This is a genomic window from Paraburkholderia sp. A1RI_3L (genome assembly GCF_048957895.1).
In the GTDB taxonomy this organism is placed as follows: domain Bacteria; phylum Pseudomonadota; class Gammaproteobacteria; order Burkholderiales; family Burkholderiaceae; genus Paraburkholderia; species Paraburkholderia kururiensis.
Window position 1 is genome coordinate 671,543 of record NZ_JARCHA010000001.1, and the last position, 25,715, is coordinate 697,257.

At 66.2% G+C, this 25,715-nt stretch carries 23 protein-coding genes; 7 read left to right on the forward strand and 16 right to left on the reverse strand.

The window, feature by feature from the left end; genetic code table 11:
* Positions 1 to 403 precede the first annotated feature (403 nt).
* From PXJ20_RS03225 to PXJ20_RS03235, 3 genes are all read left to right on the forward strand, one after another.
* On the forward strand, positions 404 to 616 hold the full coding sequence (locus tag PXJ20_RS03225; protein ID WP_017772415.1) for a hypothetical protein: 213 nt from the start codon (positions 404 to 406) through the stop codon (positions 614 to 616).
* An 88-nt stretch (positions 617 to 704) separates the two neighbouring features.
* Complete coding sequence (locus PXJ20_RS03230; RefSeq protein WP_421030161.1) at positions 705 to 1,733, forward strand: serine/threonine protein kinase; 1,029 nt, start codon at positions 705 to 707, stop codon at positions 1,731 to 1,733.
* A 419-nt stretch (positions 1,734 to 2,152) separates the two neighbouring features.
* Positions 2,153 to 2,911 carry a PepSY-associated TM helix domain-containing protein gene (locus PXJ20_RS03235; protein ID WP_421030162.1) on the forward strand — a complete coding sequence of 253 codons (759 nt, stop codon included), beginning with the start codon at positions 2,153 to 2,155 and terminating at the stop codon, positions 2,909 to 2,911.
* Positions 2,912 to 2,931: 20 nt separating this feature from the next.
* On the opposite strand, the gene PXJ20_RS03240 is transcribed toward PXJ20_RS03235, so the two are convergent.
* The 14 genes from PXJ20_RS03240 to PXJ20_RS03305 form a co-directional block, all read right to left on the reverse strand.
* A complete protein-coding gene (locus PXJ20_RS03240) occupies positions 2,932 to 3,954 on the reverse strand; it encodes an XdhC family protein (RefSeq protein WP_421030163.1) in 1,023 nt (340 codons plus the stop codon).
* Positions 3,927 to 4,553, reverse strand: a complete 627-nt coding sequence (locus PXJ20_RS03245) for a CoxG family protein (protein ID WP_017772419.1) — start codon at positions 4,551 to 4,553, stop codon at positions 3,927 to 3,929. The genes PXJ20_RS03240 and PXJ20_RS03245 overlap by 28 nt, the downstream gene beginning before the upstream one ends.
* Entirely contained in the window at positions 4,544 to 5,773 is a 1,230-nt protein-coding gene (locus PXJ20_RS03250; RefSeq protein ID WP_421030964.1) for a vWA domain-containing protein, read from the reverse strand. Before PXJ20_RS03250 ends, PXJ20_RS03245 begins: the two co-directional genes overlap by 10 nt.
* Before the next feature lie 5 nt (positions 5,774 to 5,778).
* Positions 5,779 to 6,666, reverse strand: a complete 888-nt coding sequence (locus PXJ20_RS03255; RefSeq protein WP_126878568.1) for an AAA family ATPase — start codon at positions 6,664 to 6,666, stop codon at positions 5,779 to 5,781.
* A gap of 77 nt (positions 6,667 to 6,743) precedes the next feature.
* Positions 6,744 to 7,547 (reverse strand): FAD binding domain-containing protein, encoded by an 804-nt coding sequence (locus PXJ20_RS03260; protein ID WP_421030164.1) that lies wholly within the window; start codon positions 7,545 to 7,547, stop codon positions 6,744 to 6,746.
* A 13-nt stretch (positions 7,548 to 7,560) separates the two neighbouring features.
* Positions 7,561 to 9,954, reverse strand: a complete 2,394-nt coding sequence (locus tag PXJ20_RS03265) for a xanthine dehydrogenase family protein molybdopterin-binding subunit (RefSeq protein WP_421030165.1) — start codon at positions 9,952 to 9,954, stop codon at positions 7,561 to 7,563.
* An 11-nt stretch (positions 9,955 to 9,965) separates the two neighbouring features.
* The gene (locus PXJ20_RS03270) at positions 9,966 to 10,451 is read right to left on the reverse strand and encodes a (2Fe-2S)-binding protein (protein WP_017772424.1); all 486 of its coding nucleotides are present in this window, start codon (positions 10,449 to 10,451) and stop codon (positions 9,966 to 9,968) included.
* Between the two features lie 443 nt (positions 10,452 to 10,894).
* The gene (locus PXJ20_RS03275) at positions 10,895 to 12,298 is read right to left on the reverse strand and encodes an amino acid permease (protein WP_026120965.1); all 1,404 of its coding nucleotides are present in this window, start codon (positions 12,296 to 12,298) and stop codon (positions 10,895 to 10,897) included.
* Positions 12,299 to 12,629: 331 nt separating this feature from the next.
* Positions 12,630 to 13,286, reverse strand: coding sequence for a response regulator transcription factor RqpR (rqpR, locus tag PXJ20_RS03280; RefSeq protein WP_017772426.1), 657 nt, complete (start codon positions 13,284 to 13,286; stop codon positions 12,630 to 12,632).
* Entirely contained in the window at positions 13,283 to 14,314 is a 1,032-nt protein-coding gene (locus PXJ20_RS03285; protein ID WP_421030166.1) for a sensor histidine kinase, read from the reverse strand. The genes rqpR and PXJ20_RS03285 overlap by 4 nt, the downstream gene beginning before the upstream one ends.
* Before the next feature lie 472 nt (positions 14,315 to 14,786).
* Positions 14,787 to 15,557, reverse strand: a complete 771-nt coding sequence (locus tag PXJ20_RS03290; protein ID WP_017772428.1) for a ferredoxin--NADP reductase — start codon at positions 15,555 to 15,557, stop codon at positions 14,787 to 14,789.
* A 302-nt stretch (positions 15,558 to 15,859) separates the two neighbouring features.
* Entirely contained in the window at positions 15,860 to 16,504 is a 645-nt protein-coding gene (locus tag PXJ20_RS03295; protein ID WP_199542929.1) for a LysE family translocator, read from the reverse strand.
* A 67-nt stretch (positions 16,505 to 16,571) separates the two neighbouring features.
* A complete protein-coding gene (locus PXJ20_RS03300; protein ID WP_017772430.1) occupies positions 16,572 to 17,366 on the reverse strand; it encodes an endonuclease/exonuclease/phosphatase family protein in 795 nt (264 codons plus the stop codon).
* A gap of 32 nt (positions 17,367 to 17,398) precedes the next feature.
* Complete coding sequence (locus PXJ20_RS03305) at positions 17,399 to 17,887, reverse strand: hypothetical protein (RefSeq protein WP_017772431.1); 489 nt, start codon at positions 17,885 to 17,887, stop codon at positions 17,399 to 17,401.
* A 380-nt stretch (positions 17,888 to 18,267) separates the two neighbouring features.
* Here PXJ20_RS03305 and PXJ20_RS03310 point away from each other — a divergent pair, with 380 nt between their 5' ends.
* The 4 genes from PXJ20_RS03310 (at position 18,268) to PXJ20_RS03325 (ending at position 22,898) form a co-directional block, all read left to right on the forward strand.
* Positions 18,268 to 19,251 (forward strand): AAA family ATPase, encoded by a 984-nt coding sequence (locus tag PXJ20_RS03310; protein ID WP_421030167.1) that lies wholly within the window; start codon positions 18,268 to 18,270, stop codon positions 19,249 to 19,251.
* 471 nt (positions 19,252 to 19,722) lie between these two features.
* Positions 19,723 to 20,829, forward strand: coding sequence for an NAD(P)/FAD-dependent oxidoreductase (locus tag PXJ20_RS03315; protein ID WP_042299697.1), 1,107 nt, complete (start codon positions 19,723 to 19,725; stop codon positions 20,827 to 20,829).
* Positions 20,830 to 20,997: 168 nt separating this feature from the next.
* Complete coding sequence (locus PXJ20_RS03320) at positions 20,998 to 21,309, forward strand: high-potential iron-sulfur protein (protein ID WP_026120968.1); 312 nt, start codon at positions 20,998 to 21,000, stop codon at positions 21,307 to 21,309.
* A gap of 296 nt (positions 21,310 to 21,605) precedes the next feature.
* On the forward strand, positions 21,606 to 22,898 hold the full coding sequence (locus PXJ20_RS03325) for an MFS transporter (RefSeq protein WP_421030168.1): 1,293 nt from the start codon (positions 21,606 to 21,608) through the stop codon (positions 22,896 to 22,898).
* A 57-nt stretch (positions 22,899 to 22,955) separates the two neighbouring features.
* Here the strand turns inward: PXJ20_RS03325 and PXJ20_RS03330 are convergent, their stop codons facing one another.
* Positions 22,956 to 24,452 carry an amidase gene (locus PXJ20_RS03330; RefSeq protein ID WP_421030169.1) on the reverse strand — a complete coding sequence of 499 codons (1,497 nt, stop codon included), beginning with the start codon at positions 24,450 to 24,452 and terminating at the stop codon, positions 22,956 to 22,958.
* A 42-nt stretch (positions 24,453 to 24,494) separates the two neighbouring features.
* Positions 24,495 to 25,193: a dienelactone hydrolase family protein gene (locus tag PXJ20_RS03335; RefSeq protein WP_277597165.1), complete on the reverse strand. Its 699-nt coding sequence runs from the start codon at positions 25,191 to 25,193 to the stop codon at positions 24,495 to 24,497.
* Positions 25,194 to 25,715: the final 522 nt, after the last annotated feature.

Here is a 25,715-nt window from a genome sequence, read left to right on the forward strand (position 1 = left end):
GTGAAGCGTGGCTTGCATGACCGCGCGGCCGTTTTGCCTGCAACGTGCAATACACCTTTGCGCGGCGACGGCTTCGAGATGCGCGGCGTGACTGTAGCGCGTATTGATGGCGTTAAGCGTAGTTTTGAGGGGCGGCCGCGGCAAGGGGTATGATCCGTCGGTTTACCAAGCGTTACAGTTAGCGTTCCGTAAGTCGAAATACCCGAAATAGCGGGGTTTCGTCGCTATTTAAGCCCTTTACGGGAAGCGAAAAAACAGCAACCATGACGCTTGACCGGCCACGCGGATCGCGCAGGCAAGGCAGCCGGGTGCGCGCGCAACGTTCTGCGAGGCGGCGTTTTTTGTCACCACATTGACCGGCGTTTCATACGTGTGAAGCCGGCATCGAGAACGGGGAAACATCATGCAAGTCGGTTCTATTGTCCGCTCCGTCCATATCGCCGTGCCAGCAGGTGCGCGCGGCATCGTCATGCGCATTCTCGGCGACATGGCCATGGTGACCTGGTACGCCGGCGAGCCCGGCGCGTCGCTGCAACTCAACACCGAGCCGTTCTTTCTGGAAGACCTGATCGATACGGGCGAATTCGTGCGTCCCACGGGCGTGCAGGTGCACTGAGCGAAGCGCTTATCCCTGCTCGCCGCGCGCACACACGGCACCCGTCTTTCGTCGCCCGCCTGCGTGCACTCAGGTGCACAATGCGGGGATGAACGACGACATCTCCTCCCCGAACGAGGGCGCGAGCGACGAGGCGCCCTACGCCCGGCTCACGCCCGAATGCGTGCTCGACGCGCTGGACGGCGTGCTCTCCACGGTCGGCCTGCGCACCGACGGCCGCATGCTGGCGCTCAACAGCTACGAGAACCGCGTCTATCAGATTGGCGTGGAAGACGGCCCGCCTGTCATCGCGAAGTTCTACCGGCCGAATCGTTGGTCCGACGAAGCGATACTCGAAGAACACGCGTTCGTGGCCGAACTCGCAGATCGCGAAATTCCCGCCGTGCCCGCGCGTTCCTTCAGCGGACGCACGCTGCACACCTTCGACGGTTTCCGCTTCGCTGTATTCGAACGTCGCGGCGGCCGCGCGCCGGATCTCGACCGACGCGAAACGCTCGAATGGCTGGGCCGTTTCATCGGACGCATTCACGCGGTGGGCGGCACGCAGGAATACCGGGCGCGTCCGTCGCTGGATATTCGGACGTACGGCTACGACTCGCGCGACTTCCTCGTTTCACACGGCTTCATCCCCGCGAACGTGCGCGACGCGTGGGACGCGGCAGTCGCGCTCGCGCTGGAAGGCGTGGAGCACGCGTTCGAGCGCGCCGGGGCATACCGGCGCATCCGGCTGCATGGCGACTGCCATCCGAGCAACGTGCTGTGGACCGACGACGGTCCGCATTTCGTGGACTTCGACGACAGCCGCATGGGCCCCGCCGTCCAGGACCTGTGGATGCTGTTGCCTGGCGATCGCAGCGGCGCCTCGGGTGCGCTCACGGATCTCCTCGCGGGCTACGAAGACTTCCGCGAGTTCGATCAGCGCGAGCTGCATCTGATCGAAGCGCTGCGCACGCTGCGGCTGATTCACTACTCCGCGTGGCTCGCACGGCGCTGGCACGACCCGGCGTTCCCCGTGGCATTCCCGTGGTTCAACACGCAGCGCTACTGGGAAGAGCGCATCCTCGAAATGCGCGAACAGATTGGCGCGATGCAGGAAGGGCCGCTCTGGCCGGTCTGAGGCCTCTGAAATTCGCGCTTCATCCCGCTGTCCCGCTGTCTATTTCACCTCGCACGCCGCCTCGCATTCCAGCCGCGGCGTGCCGTCATTCGCGCAATCCGCCGACACGTAACGAGCCGAAACACCCGCCGGTTGAGAAATCGGTTGGCCCGTGTAATGATAGCGATTCTCAATTGAAAGGCGCCGCCAGCCTTCGTCACGTCTCTCCTCTGTGACCGCCAGCCAGCCTGCAACCGACGACCGACGGCCGTTCCTGTCGACCGTGCCGGTGGCTGCGCGACTGGGTCCTTGATCCGCCGTGCCGTCCGGTACGGTGGCTTCCTGTCTCGAACCCTCGTCTGCGGCTCCATGCCGCGAGAAACGCGTGGGCGGTCGCCACTATTCTTTGAATCCCGTTGTGCCTGCGCATGGAGCTTGATTTGAACGCGCCTGAATCTATCGATGTCCTCTCTCCCACGCCGGCCCCGCCGAACACGGCCAAACCGGCCGCCGCCGCAACGCTGCAGAGCACGAGCGGCCTCACACGCATCGGCGACGTTGAAGAGGTGGTGCGCCGCCAGCGTTCGCGGCGCGCGAACTTCATCAAATGGCTGCGCAACGTGCACGGCTGGATCGGACTGTGGGGCGCCGTGATCGGACTGATGTTCGGCGTGACGGGCTTTCTGCTCAACCATCGCGGCGGCCCGCTGAAGATATCGACGGGCGAGCCGAGCGTCGAGCAGGTGCAGGTCGCGCTGCCCGACACGCCGCCTCGCTCGCCGCAGGAAATGATGCGCTGGCTTCAGCGTGAACTGAAGATCGAGGGCAAGCCTGGCCGCGTTCGTCGCGAGCCCGCCCACCCTGTGGCCTGGGGCGATCAGCGGACCGTGCAGCCGGAGTTCTGGCAAATGACCCTCGCGGCACCCGGCCACAGCGTGCAGGCCGAGTACTGGGTGGGCAACGGCTACGTCTCGGTGAAGAACACGAGCAACACGTTCTTCGCGACGCTCACGAACCTGCATCGCGGCGTGGGCGTCTCGATGGGCTGGGTGCTGCTCATGGACACCATCGCAGGTTCGCTGATCCTGCTCTCGCTCACGGGCGTGCTGCTCTGGACCGAACTGCACAAGAAACGCACCGTCGGCGTGGTGCTGGTGCTGGGTTCAGTGGCCGCGGCGCTCACGGCCGGGTTGATGTGACGTGATGCGAGGCCGCAGCGCTACACCCTGCACGCCGCGCCCGCATTCGCGGCAATCTCGCGCGCAGCCTTCGCGCCTTCCACCTGCAACAGCGTAGGCAGCGAGACGCCGTTCTTCGCGGCTGTCACCTCGGCGAGAATCGACACCGCAATTTCCGGCGGCGTGCGGCTGCCGATGTAGATGCCCACCGGACCATGCAGCCGCGCAAGCTGCGTTTCGCTCAGATCGAATTCCTTCAGGCGCTCACGCCGCGCCGCGTTGTTGCGGCGCGAGCCGAGCGCGCCGACGTAGAACGCCGGTGTCTTGAGCGCTTCCATCAACGCGAGGTCGTCCAGCTTCGGGTCGTGCGTGAGCGCAATCACCGCGCAGCGCTCGTCGAGCTTCATGTCGAGCACGGTGTCGTCGGGCATCGTGCGGACGATCTTCGTGCCCGGCACGTCCCACACGTCGGTGTATTCCTCGCGCGGGTCGCACACGGTCACCTGGTAGTCGAGGCCCACCGCGATCTGGCAGAGATAGCGCGAAAGCTGCCCCGCGCCGATCACGAGCATGCGGTAGCGCGGCCCGTGAATGGTGAGCAGGCGCGCGTCGTCGAAATCCACGCCGTCGGTGGCGAGTGCGGGGCCGAGCGTCGCCTTGCCCGTGGCCATATCGAGCGTGCGCGCCACGAGCCGCCCTTCCTCCACGGCCTGGCATAGCTCGCCGATGCCGCTCGCTTTCGTGAGCGGCTCCAGCACGAGCTGGATCGTGCCGCCGCATGGCAGCCCGAAGCGATGCGCCTCTTCGGCGGTGATGCCGTACTTCACCGTCTCCGGATGCGTCTGCTCGATGCCGAGCTTGCGCACACGGTCGATCAGATCGTCTTCGATGCAGCCGCCCGACACCGAGCCCACCACGAGCCCGTCGTCGCGCACCGCGAGCATTGCGCCTTCGGGCCTCGGCGACGAGCCCCATGTCTTCACCACCGTGACGAGCAGCGCGCGATGTCCTTCTTCAAGCCAGCGTGCGCTGGATTTCAGGACCTCGAGATCCACGCTTTCCATGACTTTTTCCTCTTCGTTTCGCCGGTATCCGCTTCTGCCTGCGTCTGGGCGCCGGCCGCGCCTTCGAGCGATTCCGCCTCGGTTTCCGTGGCGCCGCTCGCGGTTTGCAGGGTGCCTTCCTGGTCGGCAGCGCCGTCCGTGACCTCGGACGCTGCCGGGCCGCCCACGTGTTCGCTGAAGCGCTTGAAGAACTCGCCCGCGATCTTGCGCGCCGCGCCGTCCACGAGCCGCGAGCCGATCTGCGCGAGCTTGCCGCCCACCTGCGCGTGCGCCGTGTATGAGAGCTTCGTTGCGGCGTCGCCTTCGGGTTCGAGCGTCACCTGCGCGCTGCCCTTGCCGAAGCCCGCCACGCCACCCTGACCTTCGAACACGATGGTGTAGGCACGCGGCGCGTCGATGTCGGTGAGCAGCATGCGTCCCTTGAAGTGCGCCTTCACGGGCCCGACGTGCGCCTGCATCGTGAGTGCGTATGCATTCTCGCCGTCGGGCTCGATGCTTTCGCAGCCGGGAATGGATTGGCGCAGGATGGCCGTGTCGTTGAGCGCTTCCCATGCGCGCTGCTGCGGTACCGGCAACGTGTAGCTTTCGGTCAGTTGCATTGCGTCGCTCCTCCGGTTGTTTTCGTGCGCGATGTCTGCGCCTGGGACCACGTTTCGCCGAGGCTGCGGGCAAACGCCTCAAGACTTTCGAGATTATGGATCGGATGGCAGGAATCGACATGGGGCGCGATCGCCTGCACGCCGCGCGCCGTCGGCGAGAAATCGCGATAGCGCAGCAGCGGATTGAGCCACACCACGCGATGCGCGAAGCGATGCAACCGCGCCATCTCGGCTTCGAGCACGTCGATGGCTTCGTAGTCGAGGCCGTCCGTGACGAGCAGCACCGTGGCCCGGCCCGCGAGCACGCGCCGGGCCCACCGTCGATTGAACTCCGCGAGCGCGGCGCCGATGCGCGTGCCGCCCGACCAGTCCGACACCTGCGCCGTGAGCGCGGCGATGGCCACGTCGGGATCGCGTTCGCGCAGCGCGCGCGTGGCGTGCGTGAGCCGCGTGCCGAACAGGAACACCTGAAGCCGCTCGCGCGACTGCAGAAGCGCGTGGCAGAAATAGAGCACCGCGCGCGAGTAGCTGCTCATCGAGCCGGAGATGTCGAGCAGCAGCACGAGCGGCGGCTTGCGCTGCACGACGGCGCGGTACTTCCAGACCGTCCAGTCGCCGCCCGCGCGCACAGCGTGGCGGGCGCTTGCGCGCAGATCGGCGTGGCTGCCGCGCGACGCGGCCTTGAGCCGCCGCGTCGGCTCGGTGGCAAGCGGCAGACGATGGCCGCGAATCAGATGCCGCAGCGCGCGCCATTCGTCGGCGGAGAGCGTGTCGAAATCGCGCTGGCGCAGACGTTCCTCGGCGCTGAACGTCACCTGCGCGTGCAGTTCGTGGCGCTCCTGCTCGCCAGGCGGCGGGTTGGCGCCCGCAGGCGGACGGCGTGCGGCGAGTGCGTCGGCGAGACGGTTGTTGCGCTTCGGCGGCGGCATGGCGCCTTGCACCTTCGGCAGCAGCAGCGCGCGCAGCTTGCCTTCCCAGTCGGGGTCGCGCCAGAAGAGATCGAACGCGGCGCCGAACAGTTCGCGTTCGTCGGGTGCCGAGACCAGCAGCGCCGCCAGCGCGGCACGCACGTCGTCGCGGCGTCCGATGTCGATCCAGCGCAGGGCGTCGAGCGCGTCCACGGCGTGGGCCGGCGACATCGGCAGGCCCGCCGCGCGCAGCACGCGCACGAAGTGCACGACGTTGCGCGCGATGGGTGTCATCGGCGACATCGGAGGCATCGCCGTCACGGGCTCATGGCGAGGCATTGCGCGATCTGCTGCGCGTCGAGCCGCGCGAGGTCGTCCTGATACTTGAGCAGCACGCCGAGCGTGTCCTGCACGGACTGCGGATCGAGCTCCGTCACGCTGAGCGCTGACAGCGCGCGACACCAGTCGATGGTCTCCGCGATGCCCGGTGCCTTGAAGAGGTCCATGCCGCGCAACTGATGCACGAAATCGACGGCGCGGCGCTGCAAATCCGCCGACGTCTGCGGCGCACGCGCCGCCACGATGGCCAGTTCGCGCTCGCGGTCCGGGTAGCCTATCCATTGATAGAGACAGCGGCGCTTGAGCGCGTCGTGCACTTCGCGCGTGCGGTTCGACGTCATCACGACGAGCGGCGGCTGTTCCGCGCGCACGGTGCCGTACTCGGGAATGGACACCTGGAAGTCGGAGAGCAGTTCCAGCAGGAACGCCTCGAAGGGTTCGTCGGCGCGGTCGATTTCGTCGATGAGCAGCACGCGCCGCGCGCCCGGGTGATGCTCGTCGGGCAGCAACGCTTGCAGCAGCGGGCGTTTGAGCAGGAATTCGCCGCGGTACAGCGTGTCGTTGTCGGGCCGTTCGCCCGCGGCTTCGGCGAGGCGCAGCGCCATGATCTGGCGCGGGTAGTCCCATTCGTAGAGCGCGCTCGCGGTGTCGAGCCCTTCGTAGCATTGCAGCCGCAAGAGCGTCGTGCCGAGCATGCCCGCCGCGGCCTTCGCGAGTTCCGTTTTGCCGACGCCCGGCTCGCCTTCGAGGAAGAGCGGCCGCTCCATGCGCAGCGCGAGATAGAGCGCGATGGCGAGTTCGCGGCTCGCCAGATAGCCTTGCGCCGCGAGCTGCGCGAGGGTGTCGTCGATTGAGGCGGGCTGCATGGTGCTCCTGGCGGGTGCTCGTTCGTTGCCGCCGCGGGTCCACACTGAACCCGCAGCGGCTCCACCGACGCGAGCGGCTACCCGTTGGCTCGCGCGACCGCGCGCGCGGCGAGCACCGGAATCAGATGCGCGCGGTACTCGGCGCTGCCGTGCAGGTCGTTGTTGAGCTCGTCGGCGGATACCGTCACGGCGCGTGCGGCTTTGGGCGTGAAGTTGGCGGCGAGCGCGGCTTCCAGGTCGGTGGCGCGGAACACCGAAGGCGCCGCGCCCGTCACCGCGACGCGCACCCCGCCCGCCGATTTCGCCACGAACACGCCCACCAGCGCGAAGTGCGACGCCGGGTTGAAGAACTTCTCGTAGGCGGCACGCTCGGGCACCGGAAATTCGACGGCGGTGATCAGCTCGTCGGTGTGGAGCGCGGTTTCGTACATGCCGAGGAAGAAGTCGTCGGCGGTGATGCGGCGGCGGTCCGTGACCACGGTGGCGCCGAGCGCGACGAGCCCGGCCGGGTAGTCGGCGGCGGGATCGTTGTTCGCAATCGATCCGCCGATGGTGCCGAGCGCTCGCACCTGGCGGTCGCCGATGTTGCCCGCCAGGGCCGCGAGGGCCGGCAGCACGCGCCGTATCTCCGCGTTCGCGGCGACGTCCGCGTGACACACGGCTGCGCCGACGGTCACGGTCTTCGCGTCGGCGCGAAGCTCCTTGAGCGCCGGAATGCGCGTCACGTCGATGAGCGCGGCGGGCTGTGCGAGCCGCAGGCGCATGGTGGGCAGCAGGCTCTGGCCGCCCGCGAGGAACTTCGCCTCGCTGTTGCCGGAGAGCGCGGCGACCGCAGCCTTCGCATCGGCAGCGCGCTGATAGTCGAACGAATACGAGTACATGTCGTCTTCTCCCTCAGCTGTGGGTCGCCGGACTTTGCGCCGCGCGGATCGCCGACCACACGCGGTGCGGCGTGGCGGGCATCTGGATGTCCTTCACGCCGAGCGGCGCGAGGGCGTCGACAATCGCGTTGATGATGGCCGGCGGCGAGCCGATGGCGCCCGCTTCGCCGCAGCCCTTCACGCCGAGCGGGTTGTGCGTGCACGGCGTGCCCTTGGCCGTTTCCACGTTGAACGAGGGCAGGTCGGAGGCGCGCGGCATCGCGTAGTCCATGTACGAGCCGGAAAGCAGCTGGCCGGTTTCGGTGTCGTAGACGCAGCGTTCCAGCAGCGCCTGGCCGATGCCCTGGCCCAGCCCGCCATGCACCTGGCCTTCGACGATCATCGGGTTGATGACGTTGCCGAAGTCGTCCACGGCGGTGAAGCGGTCGATGCGCGTCTCGCCCGTGTCCGGGTCCACTTCCAACTCGCAGACGTAGGCGCCCGAGGGATAGGTGAAGTTGGTCGGATCGTAGAAGGCGCTTTCGTCGAGACCCGGTTCCAGCGTTTCGAGCGGATAGTTGTGCGGCACGTAGGCGGCGAGCGAGATGTCGGTGAAGGTCTTCGTGCGGTCGGTGCCGCTCACGCGGAACACGCCGTCACGAAACTCGATGTCTTCCGCCGACGCTTCCAGCAGGTGCGCCGCGATCTTCTTCGCCTTCGCCTCGATCTTGTCGAGCGCCTTCATGATGGCCGAGCCGCCCACCGCGATGGAGCGCGAGCCGTACGTGCCCATGCCGAACGGAATGCGGCCGGTGTCGCCGTGCACGATCTCGATGTTGTCGATGGGCACGCCGAGGCGGTCGGAGACCACCTGCGCGAAGGTCGTTTCGTGGCCCTGGCCGTGGCTGTGCGAGCCGGTGAACACGGTGACGGAGCCCGTCGGATGCACGCGGATTTCGCCCGCCTCGAAGAGACCGGCGCGTGCACCGAGCGCGCCCGCGATGTTCGACGGCGCGAGCCCGCAGGCCTCGATGTAGCACGAGTAGCCGAGCCCGCGCAGCTTGCCACTCTGCTTCGACGCGTCGCGGCGGGCCGCGAAGCCTGCGACGTCCGCGAGTTCGAGCGCGCGGCCAAGGCACGCTTCGTAGTCGCCGGTGTCGTAGGTGAGCCCGACGGGCGTGGCGTACGGGAACGCGCGGATGAAGTTGCGGCGGCGCAGTTCGGCCGGATCGATCTTCATCTCGTGCGCCGCGGTTTCGACAAGGCGCTCCACCACGTAGGTCGCTTCGGGGCGGCCCGCGCCGCGATAGGCGTCCACGGGCACGGTGTTGGTGAACACCGCTTTCACTTCGGCATAGATGGCCGGCGTGGTGTACTGGCCCGCCAGCAGCGTGGCGTAGAGGATGGTCGGCACGCTGGAGGCGAACGTCGAAAGGTACGCGCCCATGTTCGCCGTGGTGTGCACGCGCATGGCGAGGAACTTGCCGTTGGCGTCCAGCGCGAGTTCGGCCTTCGTCACGTGGTCGCGACCGTGGGCGTCGGAGATAAAGGACTCGGAGCGCTCGGCCGTCCACTTCACGGGCCGGCGAATTTTCTTCGAGGCCCAGGTGAGCGCGACGTCCTCGGCGTAGAGAAAGATCTTCGAGCCGAAGCCGCCGCCCACGTCAGGCGCCACCACGCGCACTTTCGATTCGGGCAGTGAGAGCACGAACGCCGCCATCAGCAAGCGCTCGACGTGCGGGTTCTGGTTCGCCACGTAGACCGTGTAGCTGTCGTCCTGCGGCGAATAGCTCGCGTTGACGGCGCGCGGCTCGATGGCGTTCGGGATCAGCCGGTTATTGACGATTTCCAGCGTGGTGACGTGCGCGGCGCCGGCGAACGCGGCATCCGTCGCGGCCTTGTCGCCGTGGCCCCACGTGTAGCAGGTGTTGTCGGGCACGTCGTCGTGCACGAGCGGCTGGCCCGGGTCCGCCGCATGGGCCGTGTCGATCACGGCGGGCAGCATGTCGTACTCGACCTCGATGGTCTCGGCGGCGTCCTTCGCTTCTTTCACCGATTCCGCGATCACGAGCGCGACCTGGTCGCCCACGTGCAGCGCCTTCGTATGCGCGATCACGGGATGCGGCGGCTCGTGCATGGGCGAGCCGTCGATGCTGTGAATCAGCCAGCCGCACGGCAGGCCGCCCACGTTTTCCGCGGCGAGGTCCGCGCCGGTGAATACGGCGATCACGCCGGGCATGCTCTTCGCGGCGTCCGTGTTCACGCTCTGGATCGTGGCGTGCGCGTAAGGCGAGCGCACGAATACGGCGTATGCCTGCTGCGGCAGCACGATGTCGTCGGTGTACTGGCCGCTGCCGGTGAGGAAGCGATAGTCTTCCTTGCGCTTCACGGAGGCGCCGATCATCCGTTGCTGTTCGGGTGCGTTCATGGCGGGCTCCTTCACGCGCGCGGCGCATCCGCCTTCATGGCGGCGGCACCTTCCAGCACGGCTTTCACGATGTTGTGATAACCCGTGCAGCGGCACAGGTTGCCGTCCAGCTGACGGCGCACATCGGCTTCGGTGAGATCGGGATTCTGGGCAACCAGGGCCGCCGCGCTCATCACCATGCCCGGTGTGCAGAACCCGCACTGCAGGCCATGGCATTCGCGAAACGCGGCCTGCATGGGATGCAGCGTGCCGTTGGCCGCGAGCCCTTCGATGGTGGTGATGTCGGCGCCTTCGGCCTGCACGGCGAGCATGTTGCACGCCTTCACGGCGCGGCCGTTCAGATGGACGGTACAGGCGCCGCATTGAGCGGTGTCGCAGCCGATGTGGGTGCCGGTCAGGCGCAGCTTGTCGCGTAGAAACTGGACCAGCAGCGTATGAGGCTCGACCTCGGCGGTCACGGGCGCGCCGTTGACCGTCAGGCGGATACTGATCGCCATCGCTTGTCTCCTATGGGGGTAGAGACCTGCCTGGGCCCGCATTCACCTTCACTGCACTGCCATATCGCCCGGCTGCCGCTTGTGTGGCCTGCGGCACACCTGCATAGAGGGTCCGACTGGGGTCCGGCTGGTTTGTGCTTTTACGGTGTTGCTCGCGGTGTTGCCGCAGTGTTGCTACGGATATCGCCTTCAGTGCCGCCCGGGAAGTAAAGCACAAATTCGGCCTTTGTGCTGCGCGGGTTTTACCGCTTGAGCGGTGCGTGCAGCCGGGTTGCCGGCCGCACGAAGGCCGATACATGCACGTGCATGGACGCAAAAAAAGGCACATCCGTTGCGGGATGTGCCGTTGGGTGTGCCATTGGATGTGCGCGGCGGCAAAGGCTGGCCGCGCGATATCGGAGTGAGTGGACAGCGCTGCGTGCGCCTCGCTCCGTGTGCTTCGGTCAGTGCGCTTCGGTGGTATGCGCAAGACGCGAGTGATGACGCGAATAGCCGAAGTACACCACCATCCCGATCACGAGCCACACGAGGAACGCGGTCCACGTGACGGGCTGCAGATTCACCATCAGGAAGAGGCACGACGCCACCGCCAGCACCGGCACCACCGGCACGCCGGGGCAGCGGAAGGCGCGGGGCAGATCGGGGTGCGTCTTGCGCAGCACCAGCACGGCGATGGAGACCATCGAAAAAGCCGCGAGCGTGCCGATGTTGATCAGCTCGGCCAGCACGTTGAGCGGCACGAGCGCGCCAATCAGGCCAAAGAAGATGCCGACGAGCCACGTGGTGAGGAACGGCGTCGCAAAGCGCGGATGCACGCGCGAGAGCGCGGCGGGCAGCAGGCCGTCGCGCGACATGGCGAAGATGACGCGGGTCTGGCCGTAGCTCATCACGAGAATCACGGTGAGCATGCCGAGCACGGCGCCGAGATCGATGAAGCCCGCTACCCAGGTCTCACCGACCACCTGCAGCGCGTACGAAACCGGGTGCGAAATGTCGGCGAACTTCGCAGACGGCACGATGCCCGTTACGACCGCCGCCACCGCCACGTAGAGCACGGCGCAGACGGCGAGCGACGAGATGATGCCCACGGGCAGGTCGCGCTTCGGGTTCTTCACTTCCTCGGCCGCGGACGAGACGGAATCGAAGCCGATGAACGCGAAGAACATGACGGCCGCGGCACCGAACACGCCGTGCCAGCCGTTCGGCATGAACGGCGTCCAGTTGGCCGGCGTGACGTGGAACACGCCGACCGCGATGACGAGCAGCACGACGGTCACCTTGATCGCCACCATGATGTTGTTGATGCGCGTGGATTCGCGCACGCCTACAGAGAGCAGCGCGGTGATCGCCATCATCACGAGGAAGGCGGGCAGGTTGAAGAGCGTGGTGACGCCCTTTACCGCGCCGGGCGCGGCGGTGAGCGCCGTGGGCAGCGCAATGCCGAAGCCCGAAAGCAGCGATTGCAGGTAGCCGGACCAGCCCACCGAGACCGCGGAGGTCGCGAGCCCGTACTCGAGCATCAGGTCCCAGCCGATCACCCAGGCCGCAAGCTCGCCGAGCGTCGCGTACGAATAGGTGTAGATGGAGCCGGCGACGGGAATCGTGGATGCGAACTCGGCGTAGGCGAGCGCGGCGAAGCAGCAGGCAATGGCGGCGATCACGAAGGAGACCATCAGTGCGGGGCCGGCCTGGACCGCGCCGGTGCCGGTCAGCACGAAGATGCCCGTGCCGATGATGGCGCCGATGCCGAGAAACGTGAGGTCAAGGGCGCCGAGGGCCTTCTTGAGGCCAGCGCCTTGCGCGCTGGCCAACATGTGTTCGACGTTTTTCCTGCGAAAGAGGGACATTGTCCGGGGGCTCCTGTGATGCCTGCCATGCCTCCCGCACCGTCCAGCGTCCGGTGCGGAAGTACGCCAATAGTGCGTTTCCGGATGAGCGGAAACGACGGTGAAACCTTAAAGGGAAACTAAGGGGAAACCCGCAATTTTAGCCGATGTGAAAAGGCCGCCTTATAGGGCGCGGCGCCCGGGCCGGATGGGATCGAGTGAAAGTTGCCCCATGTTGGGGCGGCGAGAGCGCGAAGTCCGCGTCGCGGCAGGCGGGCGGAGCGGGCTTTTGCTTATTGGGGCAAATTGCCGCAATGAAGGCGCGGCGGCATGAGAAATCGGTCCCGCAGCCTCAGCCCGTCATTGCCGGGTTCAGGTCGATGAGGCGGTTGCTCATCACGTAGAACGTGAGTTCGGCGTTGTTGCTGAGCTTCATCTTTTCCAGCAGCCGCGTGCGGTAGACGCTCACCGTCTTGACCGACAGCGACAGGGCTTCGGCAATGTCGGTGAGGCGCTTGCCCGAGGCCAGCATGCAGAGCGTCTGGTACTCGCGGTCCGAGAGCTTTTCGTGCGGAAGCTGCTCGCCGTCGAACGAGACGTAGTCGGCCAGCGCTTCGGCCATCGCCGGGCTCACGTACTTGCGGCCCGCGGCGACCTGCTGGATGGCCGAGATCATCTGCGCGGCATCCACGGTCTTGGAGAGATAGCCTGCCGCGCCCGCCTTGAGCGCCCGCACGGCGTACTGGTCTTCGCGATACATCGAGAACATCAGCACCGGCATGCGCGGCGCCTTGCGCTTGATCCGTTTCAGCACCTCGACGCCGTTCGTGTCGGGCAGGGAAATGTCGAGCAGGATCACGTCGTAGACCTGCTTGCCGATGGCGGCGAGCGCGTCCGCACCGGTTTCGGCCTCGGACACTTCGCGCGCCACGCGGCGGTCCAGCAGCAACTGGCGTACGCCTTGGCGCACCACGGCGTGATCGTCCACAAGCAGGATGCGCAGGCTCATGGCAGGACCTTCGCTCGCCGAACGGGCTGAACCGCTTGGGCTGCTGGAGCCGGTTCAACCGATTGATGGGCGCCGGCTTGCGCGGGGACAGCGCCCATCAATGCGTCCCAGGCGAAGCGGGCACGCAGGCGGGTGCCGTGCCCCGTGCGGCCGACGCTGGCATTGACGCCGGCGCTGGCGTCGGTGCGAGGGCGCTTCGCGACGATCTGCAGCTTGCCGCCGAAGGCTTCGCAGCGCACCCGCATGCCGCCGACGCCGAAATGGCCGTCGAGCCCCGCGTCGTCGTCACGGTCGGCCGCCGAGCGGCAGCGCCGGGCGGCGCGCCGGGAGAGGCCGACGCCATCGTCGCTGACGATCAGCGTGAGATAGCGGCGGCTGGTTTCGATCTGGACGTCGGCGCCGGTGGCGTGTGCGTGGCGCGCCACGTTAGTGAGCGCTTCCTGTGCGACCCGGAAGACGGCCAGCGCAGAGGCCGGCGGAAGACGCGTGAGGCGCACGTCGGCGGCGCAGACGAAGCTGGTGCGAAGGCCGGTGCGCTGGGCGAAGCCGCCCGTCCATTGAGACAGTGCGCGCACGATGCCGGCGTCCAGCTGCGGCGCGTGAAGGCCCGCGAGCGCCTGCCGTACGGCATCGCCCGTTGCGTCAAGCGACCGGCGCACGAGGGCGAGCGCTTCCAGCGCGGCTTGCGGCACGTCGTTGGGAAGGCGGGTTTCGAGACTGGCGAGGGCGAAATGGGTGGCCGTGAGTTCGGCACCCACACTGTCGTGCAGTTCGCGCGCGAGCTGGCGGCGCGTGGCTTCGCCCACGGTAGCCAGTTCGGCCGCGAGCGCGTTCACGCGGGCCCGCAGGCGGGCGAGTTCGGACGCGCTACTGGGCTGTAGCGGCGCGGAGGCGGCCACGGACACGGCGAGCGAAGGCGGATCGGTCCGGGCGGGCGTACGTGTGTCTGCCGCCAGCGTGCCGCGGGCCGCACGCCTTGGGCGGGCGGGCGCGCTGCCGCTGATCGGTATGACGGTCGACGTATCCATGACTCTCCCTTGAGGAAGCGGTTCAGCCAGACGGTTTGCGTCGATTGACGAAGGCGCCGGAATGCATGTCGCGCTACGGCGCGGAACCAGAAAATTACCACGGCCGGGCGTAACGAAATTTACATTCAGTAACAACGCGGCGTGCAGTTCAGACGACCCCCGGGCACGCCCTGGCTGCGCCGCGATGATAGCTTAAAAAAATGTAAAAAGCAGTCCAGACAAGGCTTGGCGAGCGGTTTTTATACGACAGTCTGAGGTACGTCGACCCAATCCTTGTAGGAAGAATCCCGACATGAAAGGTAAAGGACAGGTGAGGAATTTGTAACGGCCAGACGCCTCTGTAGCGCGGCTATGTCGTGTCGACTCGCGTTTCTTCCAGACGAAAAAAAACCGGAGCCCAAGGCTCCGGTTTCGAGCACCCGCCGCTATCGAGCGGCAAGGCGTCATCTATTTGCATACCGCAGGAAGCGGCTCAGCCCACGAACGCTTTTTCCACCACGTAGTGGCCCGGGTCGTTGTTGCTGCCTTCCTTGAAGCCGAGGCCATCCAGCAGCTCGCGCGTGTCGCGCAGCATGTGCGGGCTGCCGCACAGCATGACGCGGTCGTTTTCCAGCGAGAACGACGGCACGTTCAGGTCTTCGAACAGCTTCTTCGTCTCGATGAGTTCGGTGATGCGGCCGCGGTTCTCGAACGTCTCGCGCGTGACCGTCGGGTAATAGACCAGCTTTTCGCGCACGACGTCGCCCAGGTACTCGTGGTTGCGCAGGTCTTCGGTGATGAATTCCTTGTACGCCAGCTCGTCCACGAAACGGCACGTGTGCGTGAGCACCACCTTTTCGTAGCGGTCGTACACGTCAGGGTCTTTGATGATCGACATGAACGGCGCGAGCCCCGTGCCCGTGGAAAGCAGCCACAGCGTCTTGCCGGGCAGCAGGTTGTCGGCCATGAGCGTGCCGGTGGGCTTCTTGCCGATCAGCACCGAATCGCCCACCTTCAAGTGTTGCAGGCGCGAAGTGAGGGGGCCGTCCTGAACCTTGATGCTCAGGAATTCCAGGTGCTCTTCGTAGTTCGCGCTCGCCATGCTGTAGGCGCGGATCAGCGGCTTGCCATCGACTTCGAGGCCCACCATCGTGAACTGGCCGTTCTCGAAACGCAGGCCCGGGTCGCGCGTGCAGGTGAAGGTGAAGAGCGTGTCGGTCCAGTGATGGACGGAAAGAACGGTTTGCGTGGTCAGATTGCTCATGGTTCCAGGATGTGCAAAACAAGGGCCGCGGCGGCGGGCGCCAGCTGGCAGGCAAAGGCTGTGTGTGCTGCGCGAACCCGGTCCGGGAACGATGCGCAATCGGCTATTTTACCGCGCCTCGTGAGGGCGGGCGCCGCAGCGGCGGAACGCGGGACGGGTGTGGGGGTATGGCTCGCGCGCGGATGGACGCGCGGCCCGGCAGACGATTTTCACGAAATGATACCAAACCGCTCCTGCGCCGCAGCATTGACCCTGCTGCGAGAGGAGGTGTTGGGCGGTGCCCGCCAACGTGTTCAACGCCCTCAGCGGTCTGCGGCGAGCTTCACGCCCAGCCCGACGAGCGCGGCGCCGCACAGCGCATCCACGGGGCGGCGCAGGCGCCGGTAGCCGCGCTGCGTGCGCTCGGCTGCGAACATGAAGGCCACGCTGCTATACCAGCCGGCCGAGAGCGCCGAAATCAGCACGAGCACCACGCCGTAGAACCACAGCGGCGGATGCGGCGGGAACATCGCTGCAAATACGCTCGTCCAGAAGACGCACGACTTGGGGTTCGTCAGGCACGTAACGAGGCCGGTGCGCCAGGCGCGGAAATATGCGCGACGATTGGCCGCGGGCGGTATCTCGGTGGACGGCATGGTCTGCACGTCATCGTCGCGCCGCGCGCCGGAGCGAACCAGCTTGATGCCGAAGTAGACGAGATACAGCGCCCCGGCGATGCGGATGCCCCCATAAAGCCAGTCGATCTTTTGCAGCACCGCGGCTACGCCGAGCATGGCGAGCGCCGCCCAGATCGTGGAGGCCGTGCCCACACCCAGCGCCGATGCGGCGCCGAGGCCCCGCCGTCCGGCAAGCGAGAGCTGCGTGATCATGAAGAAGTTCGGGCCCGGGCTTGCCGCGGCGAACAGATAGACGACGGCGATTTGCAGCAGGATCGGCAGGTAGTGCATGGCGTGACCGGTGGACGCAGAACCAGAGCGACTAGGGCGAAGCGCCGATTCTAGCGTCCTGCTGCGCTCAGTCCAGCCGCAGTTTCGCGATGTACGGCAGATGATCGGAAAGCCACGACGTTTCAGCGGCGGGCTGGATCAGCTCGACCGGCTTCAAGCCGCGCACGAACATCTTGTCGAGCGCGAGCGCCGGTGAGAACGCCGGGAACGTGCGCGCCGGTTCGCCGAGCAGCGTTGCGACTTCGGAGAGGCCATGATCGGCGAAGAGCGGCACCGAGTCGTTGCGCCAGTCGTTGAAGTCGCCGGCCAGCACGAGCGGTCCTTCGGGCGCTTCGCGTGCAATCCAGTGGGCGATCCAGTGCATCTGGCGCAGCCGGGCCTGGCGCGTGAGCGCAAGGTGCGCGCACAGCAGCGTGACCGAGTGCCCGCCAAACGTGGCCCGCGCGACGAGCAGCCCGCGCCGCTCGAAACGGTGGGCGGAGATGTCCCAGCGTCCGCCGGGATCGAGCGGATGCGGCGAGAGAATTGCGTTGCCGTGCCGCCATGACGGTTTGAAGACGTTGGGCCCCAGCGCGATTTCGAGATCGAGCGCTTGCGCGAGTTCGGTGGCCTGGCAATGCCAGACGTCGTCGGCGGCGTCCGCCATGCGTTCGCCGAATCCCGCCGAAAGCACCGGCTGCGGCATGCGCCGCGCCATGGCTTCCTGGAGAAAGTAGGCGTCCGCATGAACGGACTGCACCCAGCGCTGCATGGCCTGCCACGCCGTGAAGCCGAGCGGCGAGCGGCCCTTGTGCAGGTTCCAGCTCACCGCGACGAAGTCCTTGCCTTGAGCCGCGCCGGGCAGGTGTTCGGGGTTTCGCATGCCGATGGTGTCCGTGTGGTTCGTTGTTGCTCTCACGGCTGGTTCACGAGGCTTGCCCGCACGCGGTATTCGAGCGCCGGGTCTTTCGGAAGGATTTGCCAGGTCGCCCATTGCCCGGCCGGCACGCGCAGGCCCGGATGACTCGCCGCCACCTGGCGCGGCTGCGGCGGCAGCGCGCACCCTTCGGCCGTGCGTTGAGGGGTGTCTTCCTCGAGCACTTCCTGGGCGTCGATGGCGAGCGTCACTTCGTTCGCATTCGCGTCGACGGGCGAGACCGTGAGCGTGCGGGCGAGGTCGATGCTGCCTGCCGGCTGCTGCTTGCAGCCGACGTCATGGGTAACCACGTGATGATGCGTGTCGGTGCGCGCCTGGCCCACCGTCGTAGTGGCCTGGAAGGTGTCGATCTGCTGGCCGTCGCGCACGACCTGCAACTCCCATTGCACGGCCTGCTGCGCATCCGCGAGCAGCGGGGCGCCCAGTAAGGCGCCAAGCAGCAGGGCGGCGACGCTCGTTTTCCACATGATTCTTCTGGCTCCGTGCGCGGACCTGCGTGTTCGTCGCAGACGTTTTATACGTCTGGCTGTTCCGCCAATCCGCCTCCATTCGCAATCAACCATCTTACGCCCGATCCGCGCAGCGCCCCACGAGGCCGCCCGCAGGCGGCTGCGGCTGAATGCCGTGCGAGCGAGACGAACCGATCGAGCATCGGGCCTTGGTGTGACAGCGCATCGGCTGAATGGGTTCAGCAACACACCATTGCCCGCAGCGCGTACGCAATCCGCGGACCCTGTTAGCAGCACAGCCGCGCGGCTGCTGGCTTGCACGCCAATATTGCATGGCTACACTGAACTGGAACGATGCTTGCGTAGGCCGTAAAACGGAAAGCAGAACGGGGTGAAACATGACGACGGCGGTGATCAAACAGGAAATTGCGGTGGCGTCGTTCAGCAAGGTCTACGACCTGGATCATGTCGAGACCGCGCTGAACGATCTCGGGGAGAGCGCGAACGACGCGCTGCGCACCACGTACGAAAAGATGCTCAAGATCGGCAATCTGCGTTTCTGCGTGAAGCCGAACCGCATGCCTTCCATAGACGACCTGATCGGTGCGCTGCCCAACTTCGCCGATCCGCTCGACGACGTGCGGCGGCAAGTGGCGCTGTGCCTCGAAACGGACGACCGGCTCGAACTGATGCCCATTCTCTTGCTGGGCGACCCGGGCATCGGCAAGACGCATTTCGCGAAGCAGCTCGCCCGGCTGCTCGGCACGTCATATCACTACGTCGCGATGAGTTCGCTCACGGCGGGGTGGATTCTTTCGGGCGCGTCGTCGCAGTGGAAGAACGCGAAGCCGGGCAAGGTGTTCGATGCGCTCGTGCACGGCAGCTACGCCAACCCCGTGATCGCCGTGGACGAGATCGACAAGGCGAGCGGTGATTCGCAATACGACCCGCTGGGCGCGCTCTACGCGCTGCTGGAGCACGACACGGCGCAAACCTTCATCGACGAATTCGCCGAGGTGCCGATCAACGCGGGCCACGTGATCTGGATTGCGACGGCCAACGACGAGCGCGCGATTCCCGAGCCGATTCTCAACCGCATGAACGTCTACGAGATCGCGCCGCCCGATCGCGACGGCGCGCGGCGCATCGCGCAGTCCATCTACGACGAAATCCGCAGCGCGCACAGTTGGGGCGAGCGCTTCCCGGCCGTGCTGGGCGACGATCCGCTCGACGCGCTCGCGAAAGCGTCGCCGCGCGAGATGCGCCGGGCCATTCTCAACGCGTTCGGCACGGCACGCATCGACGGTCGGCACGAGGTTCAGGCGAGGGACGTGCGGCTCGATTACGGCTCACGGCGCAAATCCATCGGGTTTCAGGCCTAGCGATTGGCCGCCGCCGGACGTGATGCTCCATGGTGGTCCGATCGCGTTTTTGCGTAAAAACACCCCGCTTCACCGTAAAAAAGCCGCCCGAGGGCGGCTTTTTGCTTGCTTATGCCGGATCGTTCCCGAAAATGACGGGAATCGTATGCGTATTGTTGTTTTCTCAACAACGATGGCGTCGGCGCGGCGTCACAATGTTCCTCGAGCGCCTTGGGAGGCGGGCTTTCTTCGGGAAATCCCGGATGCCGTACGCGTGCCGCGCCATGGCCGTCGGCGCGTTTCGAGGCGAATCTGGCGGGCCGTCGGCGCCTGCGGCACCGTCGTACAATTTTGACGATGCCGGCGCCAGCGGTGGAGACGGCCGGACGGCGAACGCCATCGGCAGGGCGGCGCGAAGCACTCAACGAAAACACGAACGAAGGCATGATGTGGGACTCGCAGTCGCACCTTGCCTCCAAGTGGACGTGGGACATGGATCAGATCGAATGTGTGGTGATCGGCGCGGGCGTGGTCGGGCTGGCGATAGCCCGGGCGCTTGCGGCGCGGGGCCGCGAAGTGATCGTGCTCGAGGCGGCCGAAGCGATCGGCGTGGGCACCAGTTCGCGCAACAGCGAAGTGATTCACGCGGGCCTCTACTATCCGCGCGGCTCGCTCAAGGCGGCCTTGTGCGTGCGCGGCCGCGAAATGCTTTACGACTACTGCGCGGGGCACGGCGTGCCGCACCAGCGCTGCGGCAAGCTGCTCGTGGCGACGGCGCGCAATCAGGTGCCGCAGTTGGAAAGCATCCTTGCGCGCGGCAAGGAGAACGGCGTGTTCGACCTCGTGCGCATCAGCGGCGCCGAGGCCACGGCGCTCGAACCGGCGCTCGAATGCGTGGACGCGGTGTTCTCCCCGCAGACCGGCATCGTGGACAGCCATCAACTGATGCTCGCCTTGCAAGGCGACGCCGAGCACGACGGCGCCGTATTCGCGTTTCATGCGCCGGTGCAGGAAATCGAGGCGGCCAACGGACGCTTCGTCGTGCGGGTGGGCGGCAACGAACCCACGGAGATTGGCTGCGCGTGCGTGATCAACAGCGCGGGGCTGCACGCGAATGGGCTGGCCCGACGCATCCGCGGGCTCGACGCCCGCCAGGTGCCGCCGCTTTATCTCGCGCGCGGGAACTACTTCAGCATCTCGGGACGGGCGCCGTTCAGCCGGCTCATCTATCCCATGCCGAACGAAGCGGGGCTGGGCGTGCATCTCACGCTGGACCTTGGCGGACAGGCGCGCTTCGGTCCGGACGTGGAGTGGGTGGACAGCATCAACTACGACGTCGATCCGCGCCGTGCCGAGTCGTTCTACGCGCAGATCCGCGCGTATTGGCCAGGGCTGCCCGACGGCGCATTGCAGCCGGCTTACGCCGGCATTCGGCCGAAGCTCTCCGGCCCGGGCGAGCCCGCGGCGGACTTCATGATCCAGGGCCCGGCCGCTCACGGCGTGCGTGGGCTCGTGAACCTGTTCGGTATCGAGTCGCCGGGGCTCACCGCGTCGCTGGCCATTGCCCAGCGCGTCTGCGAGGTGGTTGGCCGCGCTTGAACCGGCGGCTGCGGCATGTATCTGCGGTGCGCCTGCGACGCACGGTTGCTTATCTCCATCATTCGGGACATTACGCGAGGCGGCTTCGTTGTTATGCTTGTCACGCGCCGTCGTCAGAACGGCGAGCAGGTGAGCCTTACCTGTCCCAATGACCTGGAGTGACTCCCCATGAAATCGTCCCGTCGTACTTTCCTTATCACTAGCATTGGTGTTGCATCTTCGTTGGCGTTGTCCCGTCAGGCGTTTGCCGACGCGCCGAAGGTGTCCGAATCCGATCCCACGGCTGTTGCGCTCGGCTACAAGAACGACGCGGCGCAGGTCGACAAGGCCAAGTACGCGAAGTACGCGGCCGGCCAGCAGTGCAACAACTGCCAGTTCTTCCAGGGCAAGCCGACTGATGCATGGGCGCCGTGTCCGATGTTCGGCGGCAAGCAGGTATCCGGTAAGGGCTGGTGCAGCGCATATACGAAGAAGGCCTGAACGCCGCGCGCTTCACATGCTGCGCCGAGGTCTGTTCGATGCGGCGCAGCATGACAAGGCATGGCCGGAAGCGATTTGAAATGCGGGGCGCCGCGCTCACCATCGCCGCCGTCCCGTCCCGCCGTCTCCCCTTGTCGTCCTCGTCGTCCTTATGCGGCGGCATGCAAGATGCTTCAAACGCAGCTTGAAATCACCTTGACCGGTCTTTACACTCGCAGGGCATCGGCGAAGGCCGGTACGCAGCTATCGAGGGCTGCATAACGACATACCCCCCCTCGTGAAGGCCGGAGAACCGGATGGCACCAGCGTCGAGAAGCTTGAACACACGGGCAGTCGCGGCCGCCGTGATCGGCAATGCGCTCGAGTGGTATGACTTCACCGTGTACGGCTTTCTCAACGTCGTCATCGCGCAGCTGTTCTTTCCCGCCAGCAGCGAATACGCGTCGCTGCTTCTCACCACGGCAACGTTCGGCGTCGCGTTCGTGATGCGCCCCGTGGGCGGCATCGTGCTCGGTCTCTATGCCGACCGCGCGGGCCGCAAGGCCGCCCTCTCGCTCGTGATTCTGCTCATGACGCTCGGCATCCTGCTGCTCGCCATCGCACCGCCGTATTCGGCCATCGGCGTGGGCGCGCCGCTCATGATCGTGGTGGGCCGCATGCTGCAAGGCTTCTCGGCGGGCGGTGAGTTCGGCAGTTCGACTGCGTTGCTGATCGAAGCCGCACCGTTCTCGAAACGTGGTCTCTACGGCAGCTGGCAGATGGCGAGCCAGGCCGGCGCGTTGCTGCTGGGTGCCCTCGTAGGCGCGACGATCGCGCACGGCCTGCCGCCCGAGGCGCTTAAAGCATGGGGCTGGCGCGTGCCGTTCATCCTTGGGCTTTTGATCGGCCCTATCGGTTTCTACATTCGCCGACACCTCGCGGACTCCGAAGCATTCCTTCACGCGAAGCAGACCGCGCGGCGTGCCACCTTGCGCGAGGTCTTCGCGAGCCACAGCCGCGACGTGCTGTGCGGACTCGGCGCCGTCATCGCGCTTACGGTGACGGTTTATGTGCTCATCAGTTACCTGCCCACCTTCGCGGTGCGCGAGCTGAAGCTCTCGTACGCGGAGTCGTTCCACGCGGTGATTGCGGGCAACATCGTGCTCATGGCGCTCTCGCCCGTGATGGGCGCGTGGTCCGACCGCATCGGCCGCAAGGGGCTCTCGCTGTGGTCGCTCGTCGTCACGTTCGTATTGATGTATCCGCTCTTCTCGTGGCTTGCCGCGGCGCCTACTGTGTCGAAGCTGGTGCTCGTGCAGACGCTGCTTTCGATCACGCTCTCCGGCTACTACGGACCATTCGGCGCGCTGATTGCCGAGCTGTTTCCCGCTAACGTGCGCTCCACCAGTCTCTCGCTTGCCTACAACTTTGCCGTGATGTTGTTCGGCGGCTTCGGCCCGTTCATCGTGACGTGGTTGATCCAGACATTCGATTCGCCGCTTGCGCCCACGTGGTATGTGATGGGTGGCCTCGCGGTGTCCATTGTTGCGGTGGCCTGCGTGCCCGCACAGCGTCATGCCGATCTCGACGCGCGGCGCAAGCCGGCGTGACCGGGCGTCGTCAGCTATGAGCGCGAGTCGGCGCGCTGCCGCTTCGCACGCACACGTTCAGCTGCGCGCGTGCATCAACGGCGGCCGGCGATCGAACCAGGGCCGCGCCGCTTCGAGTTGCGCGGCGAGCCGGAACAGCGTGGCGTCGTCGCCTTCCCGCGCGGCGAATTGCACCCCGATGGGCAGACCACGCGCGTTCCAGTAAAGCGGCACCGACATCGCCGGCTGACCGGTGAGATTGAACAACTCGGTGCAGCCCGCCCACGCGAATGCCTTGGCCGATGCTTCGGCGAGCAGGCGTTTCATGAGCGGCTCGACGGGCATGGCCGTGACCGCGCGCATCTGGATGCGCTCCATCTGCGTGGGTCGCATCTCGCCGATCTTGATGGGCGCTGACGCGAGCGTCGCGCACAGAATCACGTCGTAGCGCGTGAAGAGATCCGCCACCTTTGCGCTCACGCGGCGCTGTGTTTCGAGCGCGCCCGGCAGCGCGCCTTCACCGAGCTTGCGGCCTACGTGTGCCATCGCCCATGTCGCAATTTCGAAGTCGGTGCGGCGGGGCTTGCGGCCCGAGAGGCGATCCGCGTGCAGCACGAATTCGTCGGCGACCACGGACCACAGCATCAGAAACGCGTGAGCGACAGAGGCGAAGTCGATGTCGGGTTCAACGGGATCGACATGATGACCGAGCGATTCGACGAGCCTGGCGGCGTCGTCCAGCGCAGCGCGCGCATCGGCGGAGAGCGACGGCGCGAGCATGGGATGCGAGATCAGCGCGATATGCAGCGGCTTGCACGGCTCGCGCGTGGCCGCGAGCAGCGTGCCGGGTGCGCCGGGCGGCAGTGCGGGGTTGCCGGTCACAAGGTCGAGCAGCAGGGCGCTGTCGCGCACGCTGCGCGAGATGGCGTGATCCACACCAAGCTCGCCTGGCGGCGGCGCCTCGATGCGCGGTGCCTGGCGCGAACGCGAGGGCTTCAGTCCGAAGAGTCCGCAGCATGAAGCGGGAATACGGATCGAGCCGCCGCCATCGGATGCATGCGCAACCGGCACGACGCCGGCTGCCACGGCCGCCGCGGCACCGCCGCTCGATCCGCCCGGCGTGTGATCGAGGTTCCACGGATTGCGGCACGGACCAAACAGTTCGGGCTCCGTATAAGGCATTTGCCCGAGTTCAGAAGTACTCGTCTTCGCGAAAATGTTGAGCCCCGCCTGGCGAAAGCGCGCGACCACCGGCGCGTCTTGCGTGGGCACGAAGTAGCGATAGTGACGGCTGCCCATCGACATCGGCAGGCCCGCTACCGGCGCGCCCAGATCCTTGACCAGAAAAGGCACGCCCGCGAGCGGCCCTTCGGCGAGGCCCTGTGTGCCATCACCGTTGCTGAGCGCGCGCTTGCGGGCCGTCTCGTAGTCTTTGAGCACGATCGCGTTGATGGCCGTATTCACCGCTTCCACACGCGAGATCGCCGCGTCCAGCAGTTCGCGCGCGCTGACTTCGCGACGCTTCACGAGATCGGCAAGGCCGATTGCATCGTGGGCAAGGTAGTCGGACTCCATCGATCGGTTTCTCGCGTGCAGGGGTGATGGCGTGGAAGGCGCTTACATGCGCTCGCCGAGGAACGTCAGCGTGCGGCCATGCGCGAGCGCTGCGGCGTGCTGGTTGTACGACGCGCGCTCCGTGCAGTTGAAGCCGTGCTCGGCGCCGGGGTACAGGTGGAACTCCACGTTGTCGCGACCCGTGAAGCGCTCCTTCACCTGCCCCACGGCCTCGAGCGGAATGGAGTGATCGTGCTCGGCATAGTGGAACAGCATGGGCACCTTGATGTTCGGCGCTTCTTCCAGGCGGTTCTGGATGCCGCCGCCGTAGTACGACACCGCGGCATCCAGCGTGCCCTGGGCAGCGGCGAGATAAGCGAGGCGTCCGCCGAAGCAGTAGCCGATGGCGGCCACCTTGCCCGTCACCTCGGGCATGGCGCGCAACGCGGTCGCGGCTGCGCCGATGTCGGCGACGGCGAGATCGACGTTGGTCTTTTGCAGCAGTTCGATGCCGCGGTCGCGGTCCGCGCCCACGTAGGCCAGTTCCACACGCGGCTGCGTACGCCAGAAAATGTCCGGGGCGAGCGCGACGTAGCCGTCCTGCGCGTATTGTTCGGCGACGTCGCGAATATGGCCGTTGACGCCAAAGATTTCCTGAACGATGACGATGCCCGGGCCCTTGCCCGTCTTCGGCAGCGCCAGGTAGCCTTCGAAGCTTTCATTGCCGGTGGGGATGTCGATCCAGCGGGACGTAATGCTCACAGCGTTCTCCTTCAAGACGGTAACGGAGCGAGACGCCGCGATGCTTCCCGCCGCACACCGAAAGCGCTGCAAAGCCTGGCGAGGCCTTGCAAGGCACGGCTGGGCGCGACGCGGCGAATCGAACCAGGAAGTCAATATGGAGAGTCAGTTTGCCATAGGGGTGGACGGCGCTGCAGCAAGCCGCGCAGCGTGTCTCAAGATACGTCCTGCTGCACGTGGCGGTCTTGGCCGGTGGGCGATGGTTGGGTGATCGGCGGCAGCACGCTTACGATGCTTATTCGAACCATTAACGGTTATTAACCGCCATCACTTTAGTGCGGATGGACAAAACGTCACATTGGCGGACACGCACATTGAGCCAGCCTTGCGCAAACCTTTGCGAAGCCCTGCTCGCATGGCCAGGCCGGGGTATCCGCAGAGCCGCATGGGTGGCCGTTTTACAGGCACTGCAGTGCTTACATCGCATCTCGCGGTTCGGTTGACAGGACAAACGCTATTGGTAGTGTCACCACTTACCCAAAA